At 68.8% G+C, this 24,146-nt stretch carries 30 protein-coding genes; 9 read left to right on the top strand and 21 right to left on the bottom strand.

Translation table 11 applies throughout. The features are described 5' to 3' along the window. Positions 1 to 14 precede the first annotated feature (14 nt). Positions 15 to 431: an NUDIX hydrolase gene (locus tag AV521_RS10470; protein WP_076086854.1), complete on the top strand. Its 417-nt coding sequence runs from the start codon at positions 15 to 17 to the stop codon at positions 429 to 431. A gap of 237 nt (positions 432 to 668) precedes the next feature. Here the strand turns inward: AV521_RS10470 and AV521_RS52630 are convergent, their stop codons facing one another. The 4 genes from AV521_RS52630 to AV521_RS10455 all read right to left on the bottom strand — a co-directional run bounded on the left by AV521_RS52630 (position 669) and on the right by AV521_RS10455 (position 2,913). After that, positions 669 to 986: a PQQ-binding-like beta-propeller repeat protein gene (locus tag AV521_RS52630; RefSeq protein WP_371917019.1), complete on the bottom strand. Its 318-nt coding sequence runs from the start codon at positions 984 to 986 to the stop codon at positions 669 to 671. Positions 987 to 1,960: 974 nt separating this feature from the next. Beyond that, positions 1,961 to 2,236 carry a hypothetical protein gene (locus AV521_RS52625; RefSeq protein WP_371917018.1) on the bottom strand — a complete coding sequence of 92 codons (276 nt, stop codon included), beginning with the start codon at positions 2,234 to 2,236 and terminating at the stop codon, positions 1,961 to 1,963. 27 nt (positions 2,237 to 2,263) lie between these two features. Further along, the gene (locus AV521_RS52620) at positions 2,264 to 2,410 is read right to left on the bottom strand and encodes a hypothetical protein (protein ID WP_179022981.1); all 147 of its coding nucleotides are present in this window, start codon (positions 2,408 to 2,410) and stop codon (positions 2,264 to 2,266) included. Positions 2,411 to 2,727: 317 nt separating this feature from the next. Then, on the bottom strand, positions 2,728 to 2,913 hold the full coding sequence (locus AV521_RS10455) for a hypothetical protein (protein WP_076086845.1): 186 nt from the start codon (positions 2,911 to 2,913) through the stop codon (positions 2,728 to 2,730). Between the two features lie 165 nt (positions 2,914 to 3,078). Here AV521_RS10455 and AV521_RS10450 point away from each other — a divergent pair, with 165 nt between their 5' ends. After that, positions 3,079 to 3,981, top strand: a complete 903-nt coding sequence (locus tag AV521_RS10450; protein ID WP_076086842.1) for a hypothetical protein — start codon at positions 3,079 to 3,081, stop codon at positions 3,979 to 3,981. Positions 3,982 to 4,082: 101 nt separating this feature from the next. Beyond that, positions 4,083 to 4,241: a hypothetical protein gene (locus tag AV521_RS49195; protein ID WP_179022975.1), complete on the top strand. Its 159-nt coding sequence runs from the start codon at positions 4,083 to 4,085 to the stop codon at positions 4,239 to 4,241. 4 nt (positions 4,242 to 4,245) lie between these two features. Here the strand turns inward: AV521_RS49195 and AV521_RS10445 are convergent, their stop codons facing one another. Next, the gene (locus tag AV521_RS10445; RefSeq protein ID WP_076086839.1) at positions 4,246 to 4,590 is read right to left on the bottom strand and encodes a metal-sensitive transcriptional regulator; all 345 of its coding nucleotides are present in this window, start codon (positions 4,588 to 4,590) and stop codon (positions 4,246 to 4,248) included. A 206-nt stretch (positions 4,591 to 4,796) separates the two neighbouring features. On the opposite strand from AV521_RS10445, the gene AV521_RS10440 reads away from it, so the two are divergent. Both AV521_RS10440 and AV521_RS10435 read left to right on the top strand, forming a co-directional pair. Continuing rightward, a complete protein-coding gene (locus AV521_RS10440; RefSeq protein ID WP_067120521.1) occupies positions 4,797 to 5,417 on the top strand; it encodes a DUF47 domain-containing protein in 621 nt (206 codons plus the stop codon). Positions 5,418 to 5,424: 7 nt separating this feature from the next. Then, entirely contained in the window at positions 5,425 to 6,423 is a 999-nt protein-coding gene (locus tag AV521_RS10435; RefSeq protein WP_076086836.1) for an inorganic phosphate transporter, read from the top strand. Between the two features lie 70 nt (positions 6,424 to 6,493). Here the strand turns inward: AV521_RS10435 and AV521_RS10430 are convergent, their stop codons facing one another. The 7 genes from AV521_RS10430 to AV521_RS10400 all read right to left on the bottom strand — a co-directional run bounded on the left by AV521_RS10430 (position 6,494) and on the right by AV521_RS10400 (position 10,171). After that, a complete protein-coding gene (locus tag AV521_RS10430; protein ID WP_079249202.1) occupies positions 6,494 to 6,886 on the bottom strand; it encodes a hypothetical protein in 393 nt (130 codons plus the stop codon). 114 nt (positions 6,887 to 7,000) lie between these two features. Then, entirely contained in the window at positions 7,001 to 7,375 is a 375-nt protein-coding gene (locus AV521_RS49190; RefSeq protein WP_179022979.1) for a hypothetical protein, read from the bottom strand. 70 nt (positions 7,376 to 7,445) lie between these two features. Next, positions 7,446 to 8,297, bottom strand: a complete 852-nt coding sequence (locus AV521_RS10420; RefSeq protein ID WP_076086827.1) for a helix-turn-helix transcriptional regulator — start codon at positions 8,295 to 8,297, stop codon at positions 7,446 to 7,448. 6 nt (positions 8,298 to 8,303) lie between these two features. Continuing rightward, positions 8,304 to 8,819: a DUF6879 family protein gene (locus tag AV521_RS10415; RefSeq protein ID WP_076087423.1), complete on the bottom strand. Its 516-nt coding sequence runs from the start codon at positions 8,817 to 8,819 to the stop codon at positions 8,304 to 8,306. Then, positions 8,806 to 9,033, bottom strand: a complete 228-nt coding sequence (locus tag AV521_RS10410; RefSeq protein WP_076086824.1) for a hypothetical protein — start codon at positions 9,031 to 9,033, stop codon at positions 8,806 to 8,808. Before AV521_RS10410 ends, AV521_RS10415 begins: the two co-directional genes overlap by 14 nt. A gap of 87 nt (positions 9,034 to 9,120) precedes the next feature. Further along, a complete protein-coding gene (locus AV521_RS10405) occupies positions 9,121 to 9,306 on the bottom strand; it encodes a DUF397 domain-containing protein (protein WP_076086821.1) in 186 nt (61 codons plus the stop codon). 10 nt (positions 9,307 to 9,316) lie between these two features. Further along, on the bottom strand, positions 9,317 to 10,171 hold the full coding sequence (locus AV521_RS10400) for a helix-turn-helix transcriptional regulator (RefSeq protein WP_076086818.1): 855 nt from the start codon (positions 10,169 to 10,171) through the stop codon (positions 9,317 to 9,319). Between the two features lie 228 nt (positions 10,172 to 10,399). Here AV521_RS10400 and AV521_RS10395 point away from each other — a divergent pair, with 228 nt between their 5' ends. Then, a complete protein-coding gene (locus tag AV521_RS10395; protein WP_076086815.1) occupies positions 10,400 to 10,843 on the top strand; it encodes an ATP-binding protein in 444 nt (147 codons plus the stop codon). A 148-nt stretch (positions 10,844 to 10,991) separates the two neighbouring features. Here AV521_RS10395 and pstB read toward each other — a convergent pair whose 3' ends face one another. The 4 genes from pstB to pstS form a co-directional block, all read right to left on the bottom strand. Next, on the bottom strand, positions 10,992 to 11,768 hold the full coding sequence (gene pstB / locus AV521_RS10390) for a phosphate ABC transporter ATP-binding protein PstB (protein ID WP_076086812.1): 777 nt from the start codon (positions 11,766 to 11,768) through the stop codon (positions 10,992 to 10,994). 75 nt (positions 11,769 to 11,843) lie between these two features. Next, positions 11,844 to 12,905, bottom strand: a complete 1,062-nt coding sequence (gene pstA, locus AV521_RS10385) for a phosphate ABC transporter permease PstA (protein ID WP_076086809.1) — start codon at positions 12,903 to 12,905, stop codon at positions 11,844 to 11,846. Continuing rightward, positions 12,902 to 13,909, bottom strand: a complete 1,008-nt coding sequence (pstC, locus tag AV521_RS10380) for a phosphate ABC transporter permease subunit PstC (protein ID WP_076086806.1) — start codon at positions 13,907 to 13,909, stop codon at positions 12,902 to 12,904. Before pstC ends, pstA begins: the two co-directional genes overlap by 4 nt. A gap of 125 nt (positions 13,910 to 14,034) precedes the next feature. Beyond that, the gene (gene pstS / locus AV521_RS10375; RefSeq protein ID WP_076086803.1) at positions 14,035 to 15,168 is read right to left on the bottom strand and encodes a phosphate ABC transporter substrate-binding protein PstS; all 1,134 of its coding nucleotides are present in this window, start codon (positions 15,166 to 15,168) and stop codon (positions 14,035 to 14,037) included. Positions 15,169 to 15,546: 378 nt separating this feature from the next. Between pstS and AV521_RS10370 the strand changes: the two genes are divergently transcribed. After that, positions 15,547 to 17,103, top strand: coding sequence for an FAD-binding oxidoreductase (locus tag AV521_RS10370; RefSeq protein ID WP_076087422.1), 1,557 nt, complete (start codon positions 15,547 to 15,549; stop codon positions 17,101 to 17,103). A 31-nt stretch (positions 17,104 to 17,134) separates the two neighbouring features. Here the strand turns inward: AV521_RS10370 and AV521_RS10365 are convergent, their stop codons facing one another. From AV521_RS10365 to AV521_RS10350, 4 genes are all read right to left on the bottom strand, one after another. After that, a complete protein-coding gene (locus AV521_RS10365) occupies positions 17,135 to 17,830 on the bottom strand; it encodes a phosphatase PAP2 family protein (RefSeq protein WP_076086800.1) in 696 nt (231 codons plus the stop codon). Positions 17,831 to 18,003: 173 nt separating this feature from the next. Further along, a complete protein-coding gene (locus tag AV521_RS10360) occupies positions 18,004 to 18,948 on the bottom strand; it encodes a bifunctional lytic transglycosylase/C40 family peptidase (protein WP_079249220.1) in 945 nt (314 codons plus the stop codon). 113 nt (positions 18,949 to 19,061) lie between these two features. After that, positions 19,062 to 20,768 carry a serine/threonine-protein kinase gene (locus tag AV521_RS10355; RefSeq protein WP_079249201.1) on the bottom strand — a complete coding sequence of 569 codons (1,707 nt, stop codon included), beginning with the start codon at positions 20,766 to 20,768 and terminating at the stop codon, positions 19,062 to 19,064. Positions 20,769 to 20,852: 84 nt separating this feature from the next. Continuing rightward, positions 20,853 to 21,623: a trypsin-like peptidase domain-containing protein gene (locus tag AV521_RS10350; RefSeq protein ID WP_076086792.1), complete on the bottom strand. Its 771-nt coding sequence runs from the start codon at positions 21,621 to 21,623 to the stop codon at positions 20,853 to 20,855. A gap of 353 nt (positions 21,624 to 21,976) precedes the next feature. On the opposite strand from AV521_RS10350, the gene AV521_RS10340 reads away from it, so the two are divergent. Continuing rightward, positions 21,977 to 22,387: a DUF4239 domain-containing protein gene (locus AV521_RS10340; RefSeq protein WP_076086786.1), complete on the top strand. Its 411-nt coding sequence runs from the start codon at positions 21,977 to 21,979 to the stop codon at positions 22,385 to 22,387. Between the two features lie 20 nt (positions 22,388 to 22,407). On the opposite strand, the gene AV521_RS10335 is transcribed toward AV521_RS10340, so the two are convergent. After that, positions 22,408 to 23,313 carry an oxidoreductase gene (locus tag AV521_RS10335; RefSeq protein ID WP_076086783.1) on the bottom strand — a complete coding sequence of 302 codons (906 nt, stop codon included), beginning with the start codon at positions 23,311 to 23,313 and terminating at the stop codon, positions 22,408 to 22,410. A 62-nt stretch (positions 23,314 to 23,375) separates the two neighbouring features. On the opposite strand from AV521_RS10335, the gene AV521_RS10330 reads away from it, so the two are divergent. Continuing rightward, entirely contained in the window at positions 23,376 to 23,999 is a 624-nt protein-coding gene (locus AV521_RS10330; RefSeq protein ID WP_107480880.1) for a TetR/AcrR family transcriptional regulator, read from the top strand. Positions 24,000 to 24,146 lie beyond the last annotated feature (147 nt).

The following is a 24,146-nucleotide window of genomic DNA, read 5'->3' as shown; positions in this document are numbered from 1 at the left end:
CGAGGAGGCGATCAATGGTCCGCGCGGCCGGCTGTGTGCTCTGGCGCCGTTCCTCCTCGGGCGGCGTCGAGCTGGCCCTGGTCTTCAGGCCGAAGTGGTCTGACTGGTCCTGGCCCAAAGGGAAGCTGAAGAAGGGCGAGACGGCCCGCGCGGCTGCCCTGCGCGAAGTGGAGGAAGAGACCGGCCACACATGCCGGCTCGGATCGGCCCTGCCGAGTGCCCACTACGTCGACAACACGGGCCGGGACAAGGAAGTCACGTACTGGGCCGCGGAGTCGACCGGCGGAGCCTTCGTACCCGGCGACGAAGTGAGCGAGTTGCTGTGGCTGTCGCCGGACAGAGCCCGCGAACGCCTGACCTACGAACGCGACAGGGACCTGATCCCTCCGACACTCGCGGCAATCGACGCCGACCAGCACGGGGAGGACTGACAGGCCGTCACCGCTCACCTCGGCACAGTTCACCGGCGCCGCCCTGCGGCTGAGCGTCAACACCGTGCCGCACCACAGGCCGAGCCCGACGCCGCCGCGGCCCGGGAACGCCACGGCGTCGGACCGAGATCGTCCATGTCGCCGCCGGCCACGGCGGCCGCCGGTTGGGCCCCGGCCCCGGACGCTTCTGCTGAGTTGCGTCCGGGGCCGGGGCCGGGGCTTGAGCGTGGCGAAGGCTCAGGACCCGTGCTTGGACTCCTCACAGGGGAGGCACCCACCGGTCCCACCGCCGGTCCCACCGGTCCCACCAGAAGACCCACCACCGGTCCAACCACCGGTCCCACCAGTCCCGCTACCGGTCCCACCAGTCCCGCTACCGGTCCCACCGGTCCCACCACCGGTCCCACCGGTCGGAGGGGCGGCGCCGGTCGCACCCGCGGTGCCGAAGGCCACCAGGTGGCCGTCCCGGGTCCCGACGTAGACCCGGCCGCCGTCAGTGGCGGGGACCACGAACTTGGCCGCCGTGCCGATCGGGAAGGCACGGCGCAGGTGCATGACGCCGCCCACCGGCACCGCGTCGTAGACCCGCAGCTCGCCGCCGACACCGCCGGGGCCGGAGCCGGACCAGACCGCCCAGACCAGCGCGGAGCCGGGGGACGTTCCGTTGGAGGTGACCAGGGGAGAACCGGAGCCGTAGCCGAAGCCCTCGTTGCTGGTGCCCACGCTGGTCAGGGTCGGGATGCCGGAACTGTTCACCCCGAACTTCAGCGCGCGCAGCGGCGAAGCGGCGTTGCCGATCTTGGTGGCCACGGTGTACACGTAGCCTCCGCCACCGCCCCAGACGGCGGGGTGGCCCCAGATGGCCTCGAACGGTCCGGCCACGCTCACCGGTTTGTCCGTGCCGTTCGGACCCTGGCCCATGCCACCCAGGTTGTCCCGGTCCAGCAGGAAGACCCGGCCGTCCTTGCCGACCTGCACCAGCAGGTGCGGGTGCGCGGTGGTGCCGAAACCGGTCGGAAGGGCGACGGGTCCGCCCGAGCCGAGGTCGGTGTCGTTGTGGTCCAGTGTCTTGTTGTTGGCCGGACTGAAGAAGTCACGGGCCGAAAGGCTGCCGTTGCTGTTCACGCCGAGCCGGACCACCGACTCGCCGAGGTTGCCGGGCGGCCTGTTGCCCGGCCCGGGGCTCGGCGAGCCTGCGATGGCGCCGTTGCCGGTGGTGAGGATGATCCGGCCGGAGCCGTCCGAGACCAGCCCGCCGCCGCTCTGCCAGATACCGGCCTCCCGGGTGTCGGAGCCGGCCTCGGCGGACCACAGGTGCAGGCCGCGGGTGCCGATGTTCACCCCCACCACGTTGCCGACGTACGGGCCGACGTCGCAGTAGGAGCCGAAGGCCGCGTACACCGAGCCGTTCAGCAGCAGACCCGGCCGCTGCGCGAAGGTGAAGGGGTTGAACGGGTGGCCGGGGCTGTTGGTCGGCGTGCCCTGGATCCGCACCGGCCAGCCCGCGCGCTCGGCACCGGTGGAGGCGCTCATCGCGTGGAAGTACCAGTGCGGGTGCTGCGCGTCCGGGCCGTCGTTGACCTTGCTGGTGAGGTAGACGGTGTTGGACGACGGGTCGTACACCGGCGTGGAGGTGATCCGGTGTGCGGCGCGGGGTCGGCGCACGGGATCGACGAGGTGGGCCAGGCCGGGCCGAGTTGGCGGGTCCAGTTCGTCTTCCCGGTGACGGCGTCGATGCCGTAGACGTAGTTGTTCTCGGTGGCGACGACCACGTTCTTGCCGGTGACCAGCGGCTGGGCCAGCACCGAGCCGTTCACCGGCGTGGACCAGCGCTATCCGAAGCTCGACGAGGACACCTGAGCCGGCGACAGGTTCGGCTCGCTCGCGTCCCACCCCGTGCGTTTGTTGTTCACAGAGATGGTGGAGTCGATGGCCTGTGCCTGGGAGGCGAACGCGAACAGCAGCAGACCCGCTGCCACGGCGCCCTTCAACCGCAGCAGCCTCCATCTGCCCTTTCGTGTCCCGGTACTTCGGTCCGTCGGTGACGTGAGTCGCTTCATGTGATCCGCCCTGGTGTCGGTCGCGCGGCCGCTCAAGTTCGGCCGACGCCGATTGTGCTGACTAGCAGTCAGGTGTTCGGGCAAACGGTCACGGCACGACGACGGATTCATTCCCAGGGAGCAACAGACAAAGGAGCAACAGATACGGGGAGGGGGCGAGAATGCGTCGGCCGACGCGGGCGGGGACGCCGGCAGGATCCTTGCCCCATGGCGGGACGCGGGCGCTCAACGCCCCGTCACAGTCCCGCGAGATGCCGCTCCGCGTCCGTACGGGCCTGGCTGCGGGCTCTGCGGGCGGGGCCGCGCCAGCCGCAGCTGCAGCCGGCCACGCAGAACCGGCCCTGTTCGGTCGTCGTCGTGCGATGTTCCTGCCCCGACCGGGCAGGCTCCGGCTCGTCCTGCTGTGCCGCACTGACTGTCACCCCGGCAACGTTACCCACCCGGCGCCGACAGGGCTCACACGGCGCTCGTACGGGGCTCATACGCCTCTCCCCGGCTCCCGGCGCCGCGTGACAACACCTCCTACCCGTCGTTAACCGGACGACAGGGGGCCCGTGACGGACGTACCGGCTGGGGGTAGGCAGGCGATGGATCGGCGGCAGCACAGGAACGTGGGCAGGACGTTCGTCGCGGTCGGCATCATGCTCGGCCTGGGGGCGGGTGCCACGGGATGTTCCGGCACCGGGGCCGCCGCGGAGGACGTCAAGGGCGGGGGCGACCCGGTCGCCATCCTGCACCGGGCCGCCGACACGCTGGGCGGCGCGGGCACCTCCAAGGCCACCACCTCCATGGAGATGGCCACGGGCGGCACCCGGGTCACCATTCGCGGCCAGGGCGTCTACGACTACCGGCACCGGCTCGGCCGGCTCACGGTCGTCCTGCCCGAGGACCCGGCGGGCACCGCCGAGCACCAGCCGATCACCGAACTCCTCGCTCCCGGCGCCCTGTTCATGAAGAACCGGGGCGCGGGCGTGCCGACGAGCAAGTGGGTGCGGGTGGACACCGCCACGCTGTCCGACGGCAACCTGGTCACCGGCGGCGCGACCGATCCGTACGCGGCGGCCGAGGTACTGCGCGGGACACGGACGGCGACGTACGTCGGCCGCACCGAGGTCGGCGGGACCGCCGTGCGGCACTACCGGGGCACGGCGGATCTGAGCGGCGCGGCGCGCCATGCCTCCGCCCAGAACCGGCAAGCACTGGCAGCGGCGGCGAAAGGGTTCGCCACGGCCGAGGTTCCGTTCGACGCCTATCTCGACGACCAGGGCCGCATCCGCAAGCTCAGGCAGCGCTTCAGCTTCGTCAACGGCCGGCAGCAGACCCCCGTGGCGGTCGCCTCGACGACGCTGCTGTACGACTTCGGCGCCCCTGCCGACGTACGGCTGCCGCGCCCGGCGGACATCTACGCGGGCCGTATCGCCGAGGACGGCGGCCCGAAGGGCGACAGCGCGAGGGACGCGAGGGATGACAGCGCGAAGGACGGGCACTAGTCCTGGGCACCACCCCGTAAGTAGCCCGTCCGTGCCATGCGCGGTCTGTAGGGCGCTGCCTACTCTAGGAAGTGGGTGACTGTGGAAAAGAGGTGAGGCGAGTGGCTCCGGTCGGCGGTACGGCGGTGCAGGACCACGTGGCCCTCGCCGAGATCGAGCTGTGCGGAGAGCTGATCATCGCGGCCTCCGCGGCCGAGGACCGGCTCAGCCTGGAGAGCATCGACGAGGTGCTGCGGGTGGCCGAAGAGCGGGAGTCCTGACAGGTCAGGACCGCAGCAGGCGGCCGATCGCCTTCGTCGCCTCGTCCACCTTCGTGTCGATCTCGTCGCCACCCTTGAGAGCCGCGTCGGCCACACAGTGCCGCAGATGCTCCTCCAGCAGCTGCAGCGCGAAGGACTGCAGCGCCTTGGTGGAGGCGGAGACCTGGGTGAGTATGTCGATGCAGTACGTGTCCTCTTCGACCATCCGCTGCAGCCCGCGGATCTGGCCCTCGATGCGGCGCAGCCGCTTGAGGTGCTCGTCCTTCTGTTTGTGATACCCGTGCGTGGTGTGCGCGGGCTCACTCGCGGTCCCGGAGGGTGCCGTGGCGCCGGCCTCGGTCGTCGTCATCGCGCGCCTCCATCTCGGTACGAGCCAGTGATAGATACCCCTGGTGGGTATATGGTAACGAACTCCGCGGGGTAAGGAGCCCTTGGTGCGCCCCCGTGCTGATCAATCTGCCCGATGGGCGACACTGGGATGCGGCCCATTAGCCGTGGCCGGATGATGCGCCTAGCATCAGCCTGACCGAAACCGAAGCACCCCGAGGACCCCACGTGCGCTTTCGTCTGACCCCCAGGGAGACGAGCTTCTACGACATGTTCGCCGCATCCGCGGACAACATCGTCACCGGCTCGAAACTCCTGATGGAACTGCTCGGGGCGGACGCACCTGCCCGAGCCGAGATCGCAGAGCGTATGCGGGCCGCGGAACACGCGGGTGACGACGCCACGCACGCGATCTTCCACCAGCTGAACTCCTCGTTCATCACGCCGTTCGACCGCGAGGACATCTACTCCCTCGCATCTTCCCTCGACGACATCATGGACTTCATGGAGGAGGCCGTCGACCTGGTCGTCCTCTACAACGTCGAGGAACTGCCGAAGGGCGTCGAGCAGCAGATCGAGGTGCTTGCCCGGGCGGCCGAACTGACCGCGGAGGCGATGCCGCACCTGCGCACGCTGGACAACCTCACCGAGTACTGGATCGAGGTCAACCGTCTGGAGAACCAGGCCGACCAGATCCACCGCAAGCTGCTGGCCCACCTCTTCAACGGCAAGTACGACGCGATCGAGGTGCTCAAGCTCAAGCAGATCGTGGACGTCCTGGAAGAGGCGGCGGACGCGTTCGAGCACGTGGCGAACACGGTGGAGACCATCGCCGTCAAGGAGTCCTGAGGCGTCGATGGACACCCTCGCCCTGGTCGTGACCATCGCGGTCGCGCTCTTCTTCACATACACGAACGGCTTCCACGACTCGGCGAACGCGATCGCGACGTCGGTGTCGACGCGGGCGCTGACCCCGCGGGCGGCTCTCGCCATGGCGGCGGTGATGAACCTCGCCGGTGCCTTCCTGGGCTCGGGCGTCGCCAAGACGGTCAGCGAAGGCCTGATCTCCACGCCCCAGGGCTCGACGGGGATGGGCATCCTCTTCGCCGCCCTGGTCGGCGCCATCGCCTGGAACCTGATCACCTGGTACTTCGGTCTCCCGTCCTCCTCCTCCCACGCCCTGTTCGGCGGCCTGGTGGGGGCGGCCCTGGCGGGCGGTACGGCGGTCCACTGGAACGGCGTGGTCGACAAGGTCATCATCCCGATGTTCCTGTCCCCGGTGGTGGGCCTGGTGGTCGGCTACCTGGTCATGCTGGCCATCATGTGGCTGTTCCGCCGCGCCAACCCGCACAAGGCGAAGCGGGGCTTCCGCATAGCGCAAACGGTGTCAGCGGCCGGCATGGCGCTCGGTCACGGTCTCCAGGACGCCCAGAAAACCATGGGGGTCGTGGTCATGGCCCTGGTGATTTCCGGCCACGAGACGTTCGGCGACCCGATCCCGGTCTGGGTGAAGCTGGTCTCCGCGATCATGCTTTCCCTGGGCACCTACGCGGGCGGCTGGCGCATCATGCGCACACTGGGCCGCAAGATCATCGAACTGGACCCCCCGCAGGGCTTCGCCGCGGAGGCCACCGGCGCCTCGATCATGTTCGGCACGGCGTTCCTCTTCAAGGCCCCGATCTCCACGACCCACGTCATCACCTCGGCCATCATGGGCGTGGGCGCCACCAAGCGCCTCAACGCCGTGCGCTGGGGCGTGGCCAAGAACATCGTCCTGGGCTGGTTCATCACGATGCCGGCGGCGGCCCTGGTCGCAGCCCTGGCCCTGGGCCTGCTCAAGCTGACGGTGCTGTAGTTCTTTTTTTCCCACCGCCCACCCGCCTCGGTCGGCTGAAAAGCCGGCCAAGGGGGTGGGCATTGTGCTGTCAGTCCGCGTACTGCGGGTAATGGGTGTGCTTCGCGGCGATCTGCTCGGCGGTGAGCGCAGGCACCGTGAGGTTGCCGGTGACCAGCACGTCTTGGTTGCACCAGGATCCGCCAAGCTCCACGAGCCAGCCACCAGCCTCGATCACCCAATCAGCGTCGGAGAGCTTCGTCACGACGCCGCTGCCACAGATGAACGCCCGGGATGCCTGCGAGACGATCCACTCGGCCTTCCTGGTTTCCGTCACCCCGTCGTTGTGGCACCGCTCCGCCATCCTCCAGAGCAGGCGCCACCCGACACCGGGGGTCAGCGGCCCCACATAGGCAAGCTGCTGGTCATCCACGAGAGTGGTCGCGAAGCCGAAGACGGGCCCGAACAAGGAGAAGACGGTCACCCGTCCACGGCCCTTGGCTCCTTCGGCAGTTGCCATGAAAACTCCCTTTTTGCACCTAGAGTCCCGGACTGTGAGGGCCGGGACTCTAGCGGCCGGCACTGACAGTGGCCGGGGTCAGCAGCAGGGGCCGTCGCCACAGCATGTCGGTGCGTTGCACTCCGCCGGTGGTTCCGGAAATAGGTCCGTCAGCCGCGCGAACAGCTCGGGCGACACGAGCTCCCGGCCGTGTCGCAGGGCGACGCCTTGCTTGCAGCCGTACGACTGCATGTCCATCGTCATCAGTGGGTCCCAGGCGTGATCGCGGATGTTCGTGGCGTGCTTGGCGGCTTGCGTGATGTCGCCGAGCCCCTTGGCCACGTTGAGGCGCTGCCACTCGGACTGGCAGGTCTCGCAGTCAGCGACAGGAGCGCAGTCCAGGAGCCAGGCATGGAAGCCGATGGGGAGATCAACGGGACGCGGGTCGGGGTAGGTCTGCCGGTTTCTTGCCATGGTGCCCAGGCTGGAGCGGTGGCGGCCTGGGGGCCTGGGGGCCATGAGCTTCTAAGGACTTGCGCGGCGGTTACCCGAGGGCATCGATGGCAGCAGTGATGAGCGATCTGGCCTGTACGCCGTACACAGCGATGGCCGACAGCTCAGCGAACGTCTTGGTGTATTCGGCGATCTCACCAGGCTGGGTGACCGTCCGGTGAGCGGAGACGAGTTCCACGTTGACCTGCGTGTCGTCGTACACGGTGAACGACTCCACGGGCCATCCCTGGCCACGGGGCACGCCGAGGGGAATGACGCCCAGGCTGACCGAGGGCAGCGAGGCGACGGAGATGAGGTGGCCAAGCGCTCCGGCCATGACGCCGCTGTCGCCGATGACCGTTCGCAGCACCCACTCCTCGACGAGCATCGCGAACCTGCGGTCACCGGAGTACAGGATGCGCTGGCGATCCATGCGGACGGCTACGGCCTCGTCGATGTCGTCGGGCACGTCCCGCAGATCCGCCACGGTGCTCAGTACAGCTCGCGTATACGCGGCAGATTGGAGCAGGCCCGGGATCACCCACGACTGATAGACGCGAAAACGGCGCGTGCGCTCGAACAGAGGCGCTACTGATTGCTGGACGCGCTTCAGGCCCGCCCGCTCCATGCGCCGCCACTGGATGTACGCGCCTTCTATACCGCGTGCTGTGGCGATGAGATCAGCGGTCTGATCCTGGGCAGCGCAGTGGGCTGTGTACGTGCGGATGTCAGCGTCGGACGGCGGCGTGCGCCCATTCTCAAGACGCGAGCACTTGGACTCGTGCCAGCCGGCGCGCCGTGCCAGCTCCCGCGCCGTGAGGCCGGCGTCCTTGCGGATCTCGCGCAGACGCCGGCCGAGGGCCTGCCGTGCTTGCTTGACACTGGATGAGGTCACGCCGGGGATTGTGGATCAGGTGAGCTGGTAGTCCGCGTGCGGCACTGCCAGGGACCAGACGTCCTCGAACGCGTCCGCACACAGCTTCACAACCGCCGGATCGTCGGTGAACTCCTCGTCGTCCGGGGCAAGTTCGCCATCTCCGGCGAAGTGGTGGAAGACCACTGAGCTGTCGTCGAAGAGCCAAAAGTCGTTGCCTGGCAGGGCGAGCCCGGAAGCACGGCGGCGAGGCAGCCAGCGCACTTTCTCGCCCGCTGCCACGGTGGGGCCCGTCAGGTGATGCTCAAACCTGATGTAGTCCGACACCGGCTCCGACACGATCCGTGCCCTGCGCACCTCGACCCCCTGGCCCACCAGGTCGGCGATCAGTCGCAACCACGGCCGACGCTCAGGGTCACTGTCGGCCGGGTCGTTCCTGACGCCCTGCTGCCAGGCAACGAAACGGGGATCGGAACGCATGTAGCCGTCGCGCATCTCCAGGTGCACGGCAGCACGGGTACAGCGCCGAAGCCGTTCTTCAAGCGTCGGCATCGCCACGGCTGTTCACCTCCAGAAAGAACTGCGCCATGCGTCGGGGGATCTCTACGACGTCTTCGTGACCGGGCAGATCCAACTGCGATCGCCTGTCCTCATCGGTCACCTTCCAGCCCTGGACCAGGTAGGTGTCCTTCTCATCGTCGAGGTACACGGTCGGCGACTTGCCCTCAGGACTCTCGGGGTCCTTGCCCAGCTTGCGCAACGTCATGCCTGGCCTCCTTTGACCGTGATGGGCGATCACTGGAACGAGCTTGCAGGCCAGGACGCCGCCACCACCACGAACTTGCACGAACTTCTACGAGGCTCTGCCCCCTGCCGCGTAGCGGATGAACTCCGTCCAGGTGTAGGAGGGGATGGTGAGCTGGAGGTCGCCGGTGTTCTTCGAGTCGCGAATGTGGATCGCGGTGGGGGTGGTGGCTATCTCGACGCAGTTCGAGCTGTCGCCGCTGTAAGTGGATTTCTGCCAGTGAAGTGTCTGCACTGTCGCTCTCTCAGATGTCCCGGATGAGGCTCTGGATGAAGTCGCGCGACTTGGCGGCCCCGAGCGCGCAGGACTCCATGTGATCCAACACGTCACGGTACTTACTCAACTGTGCCTCCCCGTCGAGGAAACTGCACCCACCGTGATGGGTGTCGAGCTGGACCGTGTCGAGCTGCGGAACCGGGCCCTCGACGTAGTCGAAGGACTGACCCGTGCTCGGGTAGTACTCCGCTTCGAAGGGGATCACCCGGACGGTGACATGCGGCAACTCGCTCATGTCAAGGAGATGCTTGAGCTGACCGCACCTGACGTCAGGACCACCGAACCGCATCCGAAGAGCTGACTCGTGGATGATCGCCGCGTATGCGAGCGGCTCTTCCCGGTGCAGAATGCCCTGCCGTTTCATGCGGTGCGTGAGACGGTGCTCGATCTCGTACTGCCGCATGGGCGGCACCACAGCTCGGAAGAGGGCGCGGGCATGGTCGGTGGTCTGTAGCAGTGCGGGAATGTGCAGCGCGAGGGCCACCCGCAATCCGGCCGCGTGGTGCTCCAGTTCGGCCAGGTCGACCAGTGCGGCCGGGAGGTGTTCCCGGTACTCCTCCCACCAGCCGCGCGTCCGGCGTCCGGTCATTGCTGCCAAGGCGTCGACCATGGCCCCGTCCGAGCAGTCGTACGCGGAGGCCAGCGACCGTACGCGGTCGGCGCTGAGGGAGCTGCGGCCCGTCTCGATCATGCTGACGCGCCCCTGGTTGACGCCCAGGAGCGCTGCGGCCTGGGTGACCGTGAGCCCGGATCGCTCGCGAAGTTTACGCAGCTCGGCACCAAGACGGCGTTGACGCAGAGTGGGATTGTTGACCGGCGGCAAGGCACGTCCTTTCAGGCTGAGACGCGGCACTCTCGTAACCCACACGAGGTAAAAGCGGATTCATCTTCCTGATTTGGAAGATGAATCTCCCTCCTGGTCCTACTGTAGTGCCCGTACCGCCCAACTCCCCACGCCCATAAGCCGGAAGCGCACCTACCCCAGGCAGAGCCACCGCCTTGGCGTGGTCAGTTGAGCGAACCCAAGTCCCTTCTCTCGTCGGAGGTCTTCATGGGCACCGTATCCCTGCCCGACACCTGGGTGTACGCCCTTCGCCTGCCCCATGATCCGCGTGCGGCACGCGTCGCACGTACGACCGTACGAGCAGTGCTCAGCGGGCACGACAGACACGAAGTCCTGGACTCCATCGAGTTGTTGACGTCCGAGCTGGTTACCAACACCTTTCGACACACCAACGGCCCCGCATCCCTCCGGCTCACCGCCCTCGCCGACGGGCGGATCAGGGTCGGGGTGTGGGACCGGCATCCGTGGATCCCCGCCCCCTTCGGGGAGCCTCCCTGGGATCGGGTACCGCCCGCTCCGGTGAACGCGGAGCAGGGGCGCGGGCTGCGCCTCGTACAGGAATGCGCCGACTCCTGGGGTGGGTGGCCCCTCGGGGACAGTCCGCTGGACCGAGGCGCCGGGAAGCTGCTGTGGTTCGAGGTGGGCGCCTGACAGCACCTTCCAGCCGGCCGGGTCGGGTGGGCGGGTGGGCCGGGAAGCGCAATGGGCCCGCCCCCGGGAGCCAGGGGCGGGCCCTCTTGCGTCCTCGCGGTGGCACCGCCATGCAGCACCGCGAGGGGTCTATGGCACCGGCGTCGGCCTAGCCGAAGCGGCCGGAGATGTAGTCCTCCGTGGCCTGCACCGACGGGTTGGAGAAGATCCGCTCGGTGTCGTCGATCTCGATCAGGCGGCCCGGCTGGCCGACCGCCGACAGGTTGAAGAACGCCGTACGGTCCGAGACACGCGCGGCCTGCTGCATGTTGTGCGTCACGATGACGATCGTGAAGCGCTCCTTCAGCTCGCCGATCAGGTCCTCGATGGCGAGCGTGGAGATCGGGTCCAGGGCCGAGCAGGGCTCGTCCATGAGGAGGACCTTCGGTTCCACCGCGATCGCCCGCGCGATGCAGAGGCGCTGCTGCTGGCCGCCGGAGAGGCCGGAGCCCGGCTTGTTCAGGCGGTCCTTGACCTCGTTCCAGAGGTTCGCGCCCTTGAGCGACTTCTCGACGATCTCGTTCAGCTGGCTCTTCTTGTAGTTGCCGTTCAGGCGCAGACCCGCCGCCACGTTGTCGAAGATCGACATCGTGGGGAAGGGGTTCGGGCGCTGGAACACCATGCCGACCTCGCGGCGGACGGAGACCGGGTCGACGCCCGCGCCGTACAGGTCCTCGTCGTCCAGCAGCACCTTGCCCTCGACGCGGCCACCGGGGGTGACCTCGTGCATCCGGTTCAGCGTGCGCAGGAACGTCGACTTGCCGCAGCCGGAGGGGCCGATGAACGCCGTCACCGAACGCGGCTCGACGGTCATCGAGATGTCCTCGATCGCCTTGTGGGCGCTGTAGTAGGCGGTCAGTCCGCTTACGTCGATTCGCTTGGCCATGTCGTCTACTTCACTTCCAGAAATTCAAGCTCGGTCGCTGAGGGGCTCCGCCCGGCGGAGCCGGAAATTGTCGCCTTAGCGACCGGTCTTCGGGGCCTTCCAGCGGGCGATGCCGCGGGCCACCAGGTTGAGGATCATCACGAAGGCGATCAGCGTGAGAGAGGCCGCCCAGGCGCGGTCGTAGGCCGCCGTGGAGCCCGAGCTGTTCGCGTACTGCTGGTAGATGTACAGCGGCAGCGCCTGCTGGGCACCCGAGAACGGGTTGTTGTTGATGAAGCTGTTGCCCCATACCAGCAGCAGGATCGGGGCCGTCTCGCCCGCGATTCGGGCGATCGCCAGCATGATGCCCGTGGTGATGCCGCCGATGGAGGTCGGCAGGACCACCTTCAGGATGGTGCGCCACTTGGGCACGCCCAGCGCCAGGGACGCCTCACGCAGTTCGTTCGGGACGAGCTTGAGCATCTCCTCCGTGGAGCGGACGACGACCGGCATCATCAGGATGGCCAGGGCCAGCGAGCCGGCGAAGCCGAAGGGCTGCATGTCGGACATCAGCATGAGGCTGAGGATGAACAGACCCGCCACGATGGAGGGGATACCGGTCATCACGTCGACGAAGAAGGTGACCGCCCGGGCGAGCTTGCCGCGCCCGTACTCCACCAGGTAGACGGCCGTGAGCACGCCGATCGGGGCGCCGATCAGGGTGGCGAGGCCGACCTGCTCCAGGCTGCCGATGATCGCGTGGTAGATGCCGCCGCCCGGCTCGGAGTCGGCGACGATGCCCATCGAGTGGGTGAGGAAGTAGGGGTCGAGGACCTTCACACCGCGCTTGACGGTGGTCCAGATCAGCGACACCAGCGGGATCAGCGCGAGCAGGAAGGCCACCCAGACCAGGGCGGTGACGACGCGGTCCTTGGCCTGCCGCTTGCCCTCGACCTTCGCCGCGACGGCGAAGGTGCCGAAGACGAAGAGCAGTACGGCGATCAGGCCCCACTCGATCTTGCTGCTGAGGCCGGCGCCCAGGCCGATGCCCACGGCGACCACGGCGGAGCCGGCGGCGATCGCCCAGGGCGACCACTTCGGCAGGCTGGCGCTGCGCAGCGTGCTGGGACGCTTGCCGGTGACGGCTGCGGTGCTCATGCGTTGGCCCCCGAGTACTCCTTGCGGCGGGCGATGATCGCGCGGGCCGCGCCGTTGACCAGCAACGTGATGACGAACAGGATCAGGCCGGAGGCGATGAGCGCGTCACGCCCGTCCTGCGTCGCCTCGCCGAACTTGCTGGCGATGTTCTGGGCGAAGGTGCCGCCGCCCGGGTTGAGCAGGCTGGCGTGGATGTCGAAGTCCGGGGAGAGCACGGTGGCGACGGCCATCGTCTCGCCGAGGGCGCGGCCGAGGCCGAGCATGGAGGCGGAGATCACGCCGGAGCGGCCGAAGGGCAGTACGGCCGTGCGGATCACTTCCCAGCGCGTGGCGCCGAGGGCGAGGGCGGCCTCCTCGTGCATCTGCGGGACCTGGCGGAAGACCTCGCGGCTCACGTTGGTGATGATCGGCAGGATCATGATCGCGAGCAGGATGCCGACGGTCAGCATCGAGCGGGGGGCGCCGCCGTCCCAGGAGAAGATGCCGGTCCAGCCGAGGTAGTCGTTCAGCCAGCCGAACAGGCCGTTCATGTGCGGTACGAGGATCAGGGCGCCCCACAGGCCGTAGACGATGGACGGCACTGCGGCGAGCAGGTCGATCACGTAGGCGACGGGGCCGCTCAGCCTGCGCGGGGCGTAGTGGGTGAGGAACAGCGCGATCGCGACCGCGACCGGCACGGCCAGGACCATGGCGATGATCGAGGAGACCACCGTGCCGAAGGCCAGGACGGCGATGCCGAAGGACGGCGGGATGAGGTTGGTGTTCCACTCGAAGGCGGTCAGGAAGTTCGCGTGGTCCTTGCTGATCGCGAGGGACGCGCGGTAGGTGAGGAAGACCGCGATCGCGGCCATGATCACCAACAGCAGAATGCCCGAGCCTCGGGAAAGGCCCAGGAAGACACGGTCGCCGGGACGGGTCTTGGCGCGCGCGGCACCCCGCCTCCCGACGGCGGCCGGCTGGGGGGCGGGGGGAGAGGCGTCAGTTGTTTTAGTCGATATGTCCATCAGGAGTCTCCGGTCTGCTGAGCCGCTCACCCGGTGGGGTGGGTGGCTCTTGGCGGCGGTGCACCGGACGGTGCGGCCCGGCCCGCGGGGAGGCCGTGGGAACCGGGCCGCACTCTCGGATCAGGTCAGCTCAGGCCCGCGATGGTGGTGCGGACCTTGCTGATGATCTCTTCGGGCATCGGCGCGTAGCTGATGCCGCTCAGGATCTTCTGGCCGTCCTCGGAGGCGATGTAGTTGAGGAAGGACTTGACGGTGGGCAGGGTGTCGGCCTTGTTGCCCTTGTCGCAGACGATCTCGTAGGTCACCAGGGTGATCGGGTACGCACCCTCGGCCTTGGTGGTGTAGTTCAGCTTCAGCGACAGGTCCTTGCCGACGCCGACGATCTTGGCGTCCGCGATGGCCTTGGTGGCGCTGTCGGTGCTGGGGGCGACCGGCTGGGCGGCACCGGTGTTGATGCTCGCGGCCTTGACGCCGTCACCGACGTAGGACAGCTCGAAGTAGCCGATGGCGCCGTTGGTCTGCTTGACCTGCTGGGCCACACCGGAGGACTGGGCGGCGGACTGGCCACCGCTGGCCTGCCAGGTCTTGCCACCCGAGTACTTCCAGTTCTCCGGGGTGGCGGCCTTCAGGTACTTGGTGAAGTTGTCCGTGGTGCCGGAGTCGTCCGAGCGGTGGAAGGCCTGGATCTTCAGGTCGGGAAGCTTCGCCTTCGGGTTCAGCTTCGCGATCGCCGGGTCGTTCCAGTTCTTGATCTTGCCATCGAAGATCTGGGCGACGGTGGGGGCGTCCAGGACCAGGTTGTCCACGCCGTTCAGGTTGTAACCGAGGGCGATCGGGCCGCCGACCATCGGGAGGTCGATGCCCTGGCCGCCGGAGCAGACCTTCTTGGAAGCGGCGACGGCGTCGGGCTTCAGCGCGGAGTCGGAACCGGCCCACGGGATCTGACCCTGGGTGAACGACGTCACACCGGCACCGGAGCCGCCGGCCTTGTAGTTGATCTGCACGCCACAGGCCTGGGAGAAGTTCTTGACCCAGGCGTCGATCGCGTTCTTCTGCGCGGAAGAGCCGTCGGACAGCAGCTGCCCCTTGGCGCCGTCACACTTGATCGAGGAGGCGTTCGCGGCGCCGGACGGGTTGCCCGAGGCCTTCGAACCGCCGCCGGTGTTGTCGGAGCCGCACGCCGTCAGGGCCAGGGCGCCGGAGACGGCGATCGCACCGAGCGAGACGGCGCGCAGCCGGTTCTTGCGCTGAAGCTTCACTTTCGGGAGTTCCTTCCAGGAGCCGCCGCAGTGGGCGGCGTGCGAAGTTGTCGAGGGTTGTGAGCGCTCATATGGCCGAGCGCATGAATGGCCGCGCTCCGCACCGTGCACGGCCGAAATTAGGCAGAACAGGTGAAGCCGCCGATGGCCGGAAGTGAACGGCGGGTGAACCCCTGCCGTCGGCCCGGTAAGGTCACGGAATGCTTACGGGGAGGGCACATAGAGGTTCCGACGGCAGGGTTAAGCGCACACGTATTCGGCGTTCGTTTGCCTGTGTGCGAACTGTTGCGAACCGCGCGAACCAATGTGCCTCTCACCGTCATCTCACCCCAGGTAGGGCCAAGGGGGCCTGGGGAGAGGTGAGAGACGACGATGGGCATGGAACGCCGTACGTTCATCGCAGGCGGCACGGCCGCACTGGCCGCGACCGCGCTGACCGGGTGCAGCTCGGGCTCGGGCAGGTCCACGACGTCGGCCGCCACGGGCTCATCGTCCCTCACGGCCCTCAAGACCACCAGCGTGAGTGCGGCCGCGAACTGGACGGATCTCGCCCATGACCTCGACGGCACCCTGGTCCGACCCGGCGACGCGGCCTGGACGACGGCCCACCAGCTGTACAACACCCGCTTCGACGGCCTGAAGCCCGCCGCGGTGGCCTACGCGGCGCACGCCGACGACATCCGTACGGCCCTGGCCTACGCCCAGGCCCACAACATACGGATCTCCATACGCAACGGCGGCCACTCCTACGCGGGCTACTCCTCCGGCGACAACCGCCTCATCCTCGACGTCTCCCGGCTGAACCGCATACGCGTCAGCGGCGGGCAGGCGGTGGTCGGCGCCGGCTCCAAGCTGATCGACGTCTACCGGGCGCTGGCCGCGAAGGGCGTGACCATACCCGCCGGCTCCTGCCCCAGCGTCGGTGTCTCCGGCCTGGTGCTCGGCGGCGGCCACGGCGTCGCGTCCCGCGCCTACGGCCTGACCTGCGACAGCCTCACCCAGGCGACCGTGATCACGGCGGACGGCACCCAGGTCACCGCCAATGCCACGTCCCACTCCGACCTCTTCTGGGCGCTGCGCGGCGCGGGCAACGGCAACTTCGGCGTGGTCACCGAGCTGCAGTTCAAGACCCACGCGGCACCGCAGGCGGTGACGGCGTACATGACATGGCCGTGGGCGAAGGCGGCCGCGGTGCTGAAGGCCTGGCAGGAGTGGGGCCCGAGCCAGCCCGACGAGATCTGGTCCTCGCTGCACCTGTCCTGCTCCCCGGGCGGCACCCCGTCGATCTCCGTGGCCTGCTTCTCCCTCGGCACCTACGGCGAACTGCAGAACGCCGTGGACCGCCTGGCCCACGCGGCCGGCGCCAACGCCACCTCCGCCACCCTGCGCCGCCGGGGCTACGAGGAGGCGATGGAGATCTACGCCGGCTGCTCCTCCTTCTCCGCGGACGCCCAGTGCCACCTGCCCGGCTCCACGCCCGGCCGCTCCCCGCAGGGCCGCCTGGGCCGGGAGACGTACGCGGCACGCTCGGACTTCTTCGACCGCTCCCTGTCGGCGGCCGGCATCCAGACGGTGCTGAAGCAGATCACCTCGGTGCGGGGCGGCGCCGGCAGCATCGCCTTCACGGCCCTCGGCGGTGCGGTCAACCGCGTCTCGCCGACGGCGACGGCCTTCGTCCACCGCCGCTCCCGGATGCTGGCCCAGTACATAGCGTCCTGGGGCGCGGGGGCCTCCGGCGGTTCGGCACAGTCCTGGCTCACGTCGGCACACAAGGCGATGGCGCCCTACGCCTCCGGCGCGGCGTACCAGAACTACGCGGACCCGACGCTGACGAACTGGAAGAAGGCGTACTACGGGGACGCGGCGACCCGCCTGGGCAAGGTGAAGCAGCAGTACGACCCGCAGCGGTTCTTCTCTTACGCACAGGGGTTGTAGGACGGGGTGAGGGCAGTGGCCGCGCGCCGGGCTACGCCGCCAGATCCCGTTCCTCGGACTGGGCCGGGCGGCGGGTGCCGGGGACGACCGGGACATCCGGCGTGGACCGGCGTCGTACGATCCGCCCCACCCTCGGCGCCCGCTCCACGGCCCTCATCAGCGGCGTGAGCAGCGCCATGGCCAGCGGAGACAGCAGCAGCGCGACAGCCGTACCGAGCGCGAACCCGCCGATGACGTCCGTCGGATAGTGCACGCCCATGTACACCCGGCAGAAGCCCTCCAGCAGCGCGAGCCCGATCCCGACGAGGCCGAAGCGGCGGTTGGCGACGAACAGCCCCACCCCGAGCGCCATGGTGATGGTCGCGTGGTCGCTGACGAAGGAGAAGTCGGTCTTGCCGGAGATGAGGACGTCCAGGCCCTGGTGATCAACAAAGGGCCGGGGGCGCTCCACGAAGCCCCGGATCGGAACGTTGACCAGTACGGCGATGCCGGCCGCGAGCGGCGCCCACACCAGCGCGGCGACAAAGGACGCGGCGTCCTCACCGCCCCGGCGCCGCACGGACCACCAGCACCACAGCACCAGCAGGACCATGGCGAGCAGCAGGCCGTACTCACCGACGAACTCCATGGCACGGTCGAACCAGTGCGGGGCGTCCTTGGCCAGGCCGTTGATGTCGTAGAGCAGTTCGACGTCGGGGTTCGATCCGGATTCGGCGAGTACAGCCATGGTGCTGTGGCCCCTTCGTCGTCTGCCGGACGCACCTCGTGTGCGTACGCCAACAGGAACGCATGACCCCCATCAATACGTTCCACACTCCACTGAATGATCACCCAGACGTTATCGAAGAGATACTCATCATCGCAGCTCAGGGGGGTGGTTCACGCACGGTGCACACCCGCTCAAACCGTCGTGGGAAGCGCTTTTGCGCCATCTGCCGTGACGCGCGTGGCGCCGAAGTAGTCAGCGCCGTCGATGGGATCGAACCGGATGACGGCCCCGGTGCGCGGCGCGTCGATCATGTACCCGCCGCCCACGTAGATACCCACGTGATGGATGGCCCGCGAATCGCTGCGGTCGGTGGAGAAGAACACCAGGTCACCCGGCAGAAGCTGATCCCGCGAAGGATGCGGGCCGGCGTTGTACTGGTCGTTGGCCACCCGCGGAAGCGTGATCCCCACCTTCGCGTACGCGGCCTGCGTCAAGCCCGAACAGTCGAACCGCCCACCCTGCTCAGCGGTCCCCTCCCCGCCCCACAGATAGGGCGTACCGAGCTTGCTCTGGGCGAACGCGATGGCACCGGCGGCCTGTTGGGTGGGGTCGATCCGGCTGACGGGCGCGGCGAAGCTCTGTGACAGGCTGCGGATCCGCTTGACGTAGTCCTGTGTCTCGGCGATGGCCGGGACCCCGCCGGCCCTTATGACACGGTACGCACCGGCGTTGTAGGCGGCGAGCATGTTGTCGGAGACGTCGCCGGGGGTGCCCTTCACATACTTCGCCAGCTCGCAGTCGTACGAAGCAGCCGACGGAATCGCGTCGTTGGGGTCCCAGACGTCCCGCTTGCCGTCACCGTTGCCGTCGATGCCGTGCGTGGCCCACGTGCTCGGGATGAACTGCGCGATGCCCTGCGCGCCGGCCGGGCTGACGATGGTCGGGTTCCAGCCACTCTCCTGGTACAGCTGGGCGGCGAGCAGCGCCGGGGTGAGCGCCGGGCACAGGTTGCCCCACTTCTGCACGAGCGACTGGTAGGCGGCCGGGACGGCCCCCTTGGCAAGCCCCCGGCCGGCCGACGCGACCCCGCCGAGGAGGTTCCCGGCGACGACGTACACCCCGACGACGAGCAGCATGACGAAGCTCAGCCCGAGCCCGACGGCCGCCCCACCCACCACCCATACCTTCCGCACGGTTCAACTTTCCCCCATGCCAGCGCGGTTCAAGGCCCTTTCGGCGTGATGTGGCGTCATTTCACAGCGAAGCCCGCGCACATGACGCTGCTGTAGTCGCCGGGCGTACGGATGTGGTGCCACTCCACGGTCCAGTCGCCCGGGTCGTTGGTGAGCGGAATGGCGGGGTAGGCCTTGCCCTTCACCCATTGCCGGAAGTCGTCCGGGTAGGTGACGTACTTCCAGTCGCCCCGGTCGGCACCGCCGTAGAGATCGAGCGGTGTGCTGGTGTAGCCCGACGTCGCGCTGGTGATCCGCATTCCGTCGACGGGCTTGCCGGTGTCGGGGTCGATGTCGTTCGGCGGTTTGACGCTCACCGTCACGTAGTACGGCGCCTTCGACGCCGGAGGGTACTTGTCCCGGAATCCGATCCGCACGCGGTGGTCGAGTGTGAGGACCCGGCCGTTCTTGTCCGGGTTGTCGGGGTCCTCGATCACCATCATGAAACCGTCGGAGGGGCGTTCCTCGGGCGGCAGCTGACACTGGCCGGTGGCCGAGTCGAACAGCGTCCGGTCGATCTTCATCTCCGCGTAGGCGGGCGCGCCGCCCTTGCCGGCGGCCCCCTTGGACGCCGTGCCCCGTCCGCTCGCGGAAGCCCGGCCTGCCGCGCCGTCCTTGCCGTCACCCTGCTGTGCGAGCACCACGGCCGTGGCCGTGCCGACGCCCACCACGAGCCCCACCGCCACGGCCGCCAGCCACCGCTTGCCCGGTCGGCGGCCCGGCTGGGACATCCGGGTGAGCGTGTAACCGGGCGGGGAACCCTGCGGGCCGTACGGTGCCGGCCCCGCCGTCGGCAGATCGTGCGGCCCCGCCGGCGGAGCCACCGGCGGCGCCACCGGCTGACGCAGCGGCATCGTCGGGGTCTGCGCCGCGGCCTCGCCCGGTGTGGCGAGGCCCGCGTAGACCGGGTCCGCCACGAGCGCGGTGCGCACCCCGCACCGTGCGATCACCTCGGCGAGCCCCGGCCGGGCGGCGGCCTCCTTGGCCACGCATGCCTCGATCAGGGTGGCCAACTCCGGTGCGACGCCGGCCAGGTCGACGGGCTCGTGGACGGCGCGGTAGCTGACCCCGTTGGGGTCGCCGGCGCCGAAGGGCGCCCGGCCGGTCGCCGCGTAGGCGAGGGTGGCGCCGAGGGCGAACACGTCGGCCGGGGGACCGACCTCGTTGCGCAGCAGCACCTCGGGGGCGGTGAAGCCGGGCGTGCCGGGCGCGAACCCGGCGTCGGTGAGGGCGGTCTGACCGACGCCGCGGGCGATGCCGAAGTCGATGAGCTGCGGCCCCTGGGCGGCGAGGATGACGTTCTGCGGCTTGAGGTCCCGGTGGGTGACACCATGTGCGTGGACAGCGGCGAGGCCCTCGGCGAGCGCGGCGCACAGGGCGCGGCAGGTCTCGGCCGGCAGCGGACCGCGTTCGGCGATGGCCTGGGCGAGGGTGGGGCCGGTGACGTACTCCGTGGCCAGCCAGTAGGGGGCGCTGTCCAAGGAGGCGTCAATGAGGTTGGCCGTGTAGGCACTCCGGACCGCCCGCGCCGTCTCCACCTCGCGCCGGAACCGGGCCAGTGCCTCGGGGTGGTCGGTGATCTCGTCCCGGATCACCTTGATGGCGACGAGCCGCCCGCCGGGCGACCGCCCGAGATAGACCTGTCCCATCCCACCCGCCCCGAGCCGGGCGAGCAGCGTGTGCGTGCCTATGTACGGCGGGTCCTGGGGTTTGAGCGCATCCACGGACACACCTTGCCATGAAGATCAGTTGACGGTCCGGGATGTCTCAGGGATCCGGTTGGCGGTCCACGGTGCCCCAGGGATCTGTCAGGGTTCGGCGGTCGCGTTCTTGTACAGCCCCGCCGCCTCGCTCCCCAGGGCCACGCTGTACGACACGTCGTCCGTCAAGCCGCCCTCCTCGTGGCCGCCGAGGACGCCGACGACCTGGCCGTCGCCGTTGATCCAGGGGCTGCCGCTGGTGCCGGCGGTGAAGGCGGGGCAGTTGATGCGCTGCTGGGTGCGGCTGTGCACGGTCGCCTTGTTGGTGCACCTGATGGGGCTCTCGCGGGAGTCGGGGTAGCCGATGACGGTCACGGCGGTGGCGCCGGTGGCCGTGCCGACCGTGAACCGGTTGCCTCCCACCACGTCCTCGATCGGCCTGTCGTCCACGTCGTCGACGGTTGCGAAGGCCAGGTCGCTGTCCTCGTCCTGGTCCTTGGACCACCCGTCGGGCAGATAGCGCTGCCCCAGCTTCCACACCCCGAACGGTGCCTTCCCGTCCCGGTAGCCCGGCACGAACACCAGGTCGGTACCGGTGTCGCTCACACAGTGCGCGGCGGTGACGATGAGGTCGCCGTGGGGGCTGTGCACGACCGAGGCCGTACAGAAGTGCCCGCCGGACAGGTTGTCGGCCCGGTCCGCGCCGAACAGCGCGCCGACCCGCGCCGTCTGCCGCGTGGCGTCGACGTCGGCGGTGACCCCGAAGGGCCCCGGCCCGTCATCGGCCGTCGCCACGGACGCCGACGTCAGGGCGAGCATCACCACAGCGCCGAGCAACGCGGGACGCGAGGTGACCGAGATGCGTGAGATGCGCTCCATCAGTCCCCACTCTGTCCCACGAAAGTGAGAAACCCGCTCCGACTTCACTGAGATTTTCCTGTGAAACCTCCCTACGGCAGCCGAGCTTGACCGTCCAGAGGCATGCCGCCGAGGGCGACGTCACCCACCGTACTGGGCACCCTCCCGTCTTGCCCCCGCGTCACCTCCATTTGCACTACGAACACGGATGATCGCGTTACGTTACAGATCTGACAATCCGCCCACGAGGAGAGGTCGTGCTCGGCGTACAGGTAGGCGAGTTCGACCACTCCACGTAACTAGCTCGTCTGTGCGAGTGACGATTTCCCTGTGTCGCCGACCACCGTGACCGTACGAGTCCCGGGTTGCCCAGGTTGGGACGTGCGCAGTACAGCGCCTCCCAGGCCCGGATCGGCAACTTCTTCACGGTGGTTCAGGTGTATGAGCCCTCCACCGAGGCGCAGAAGACGTTTTATCGGGAGGTGGTCACCCCGCTGAACGATGTGGCCGGGCAACGCCGGGACCGGCTGGACAAGGCTGACGAGCATCTACCGTTGCTGCTGCAGATTCTGGCCTACGGCGGCACACGGGTGATCATCCCGTTGACCTTCCTGTACAGCATCCGGCACCGGGTCGTTCAGTCGCTCTTCGTCGCGTCGGTGGCCGCGCTGATCGCGATCTGTCTGCTTCTGGTCATCGTGCTTGACCGTCCGTTCTCCGGGGACGTGAGTGTGAGCCCGCAGCCGTACAAGCTGGGCACGCCGGCTCGCTTCTGGGAGAGGTGAAGGGCGACCCGACCAGCACATCACGGTCGGCTGACCGGCTTCAGCCCCCACTCCACCCCGGTCATCTCCTCCGACAGCGTCCACAGCCGGCGGGCCGCATCCGGGTCGCTGGCCGCCGCGCTGCGGCTGACCAGCGTGGGAGCGCCGCGCCACTCGCCCAGGCCGTCGGGGCCGACGTAGGCCGCTCCGGGCAGGTCCCGGCTCGCGGCGTAGAGAGTGGGCAGGGCGCCGGCCCTGTCGCTCTGGGCGAACAGCTTGTTGCCGACCGCCATGGCGCCCCTCATCAGAGGATTCCCGTGGTGGCTCTGGAGGTTCGTGGCGGCCCAGCCGGGGTGGGCGGCCAGGGCCCGGACCGGGGAGCCGGCCTCGGTGAGGCGGCGCTGGAGCTCCAGCGTGAAGAGGAGGTTCGCCAGCTTGGACTGGGCATAGGCGCGGGTCGGGGTGTAGCGGCCGCGCAGGTTCACGTCCGAGAAGTGGATCGCCTGGTCGCCGAAGCGGTGGGCGCCGGAGGACACCGTCACCACCCGGTCCGTGAGGTACGGCAGCAGCAGGTTCGTCAGCGCGAAGTGCCCGAGGTGGTTCGTGCCGAACTGCATCTCGAAGCCCTGCTTGGTGCGCTGCTCCGGCAGCATCATCACGCCCGCGTTGTTGATCAGCAGATCCAGCGGGCGGTCCCAGGCGTCCGCGAACTCCCGCACCGAGTCCAGGTCCGCCAGGTCCAGCCTGCGCACCTCCGTGCTGCCGCTCACCCGCGCCGCCGCGGCCCCGCCGCGCGCCAGGTCCCGTACGGCGAACACCACATGCGCCCCGGCCCGGGCCAGCGCCTCGGCGGTGACGAGGCCGAGGCCGCTGTTGGCGCCGGTGATCACGGCCGTACGGCCGGTGAAGTCGGGGAGGTCGGTCACATTCCATTTCGTGTCAGCCATACCCCGAATGTAGACGTCGACAACAATGCTGTCAACGACAACATCCCGTTACGATGGTGTCCATGCCGCGCCTGTCCTCCTCGCCCTCGAATCGCCCCTACCACCACGGAGACCTGCGCGCCGCCCTGCTCAAGAGCGCCGAGCGCACCCTGCGGGACAAGGGGGTCGGCGCCCTCTCCCTGCGCGAGCTGGCGCGTGACGCCGGTGTGAGCCACGCCGCGCCGGGCCGGCACTTCAAGGACAAGCAGGCCCTGATCGACGCCCTCGCGCTGGACGGGTACGAGCGCCTGAACCGGGCCCTGGACACCGCCGTCGAGGGCCCCGGCCTCGACTTCGAGGGACGGCTGGCCGCGCTCGCCCGCGCCTATCTCGGCTTCGCCGTCGAGAACCCCGAGCTGCTGGAGCTGATGTTCGCGCGCAAGCACGCCCCCGAAGGCTCTGCCGGCTCCGCGCAGCTGGCCGCGGCCGTCGACCACTCCCTCGGCTCCATCACGCGGATGATCGCGGACGCCCAGGAGCAGGGGGAGATCATCGCGGGCGACCCCGAGCGGATCACCATGATCGCTGCCGCGAGCCTGCACGGCCTCGCCACCCTGATCGCCGGCGGCGCACTCCCCGCCGATGAGGGCATGAACGGCCTGGACGAACACGTCCACCTGCTGCTGAACGGAATCCGGCCGCGGTAACACGCGTCGGTCGCGGAGCAGTTACGCGCGTAGCCGCACGCTGTGCCCAGACTGTGCGCAGGGTCAAGCGGCAACCAGCACAGAGCCAGCACACAGCCATTGATCAGTAAGCCGCCAACCGCCTTCGGTAACGCGGCAGTCAGGATT

Origin of the sequence: Streptomyces sp. IMTB 2501, from assembly GCF_001953885.1 — a bacterium.
In the GTDB taxonomy this organism is placed as follows: Bacteria; Actinomycetota; Actinomycetes; order Streptomycetales; family Streptomycetaceae; genus Streptomyces.
The sequence above is the reverse complement of the archived record's forward strand: the minus strand, read 5'-3'. Positions and strand labels throughout refer to the sequence as shown.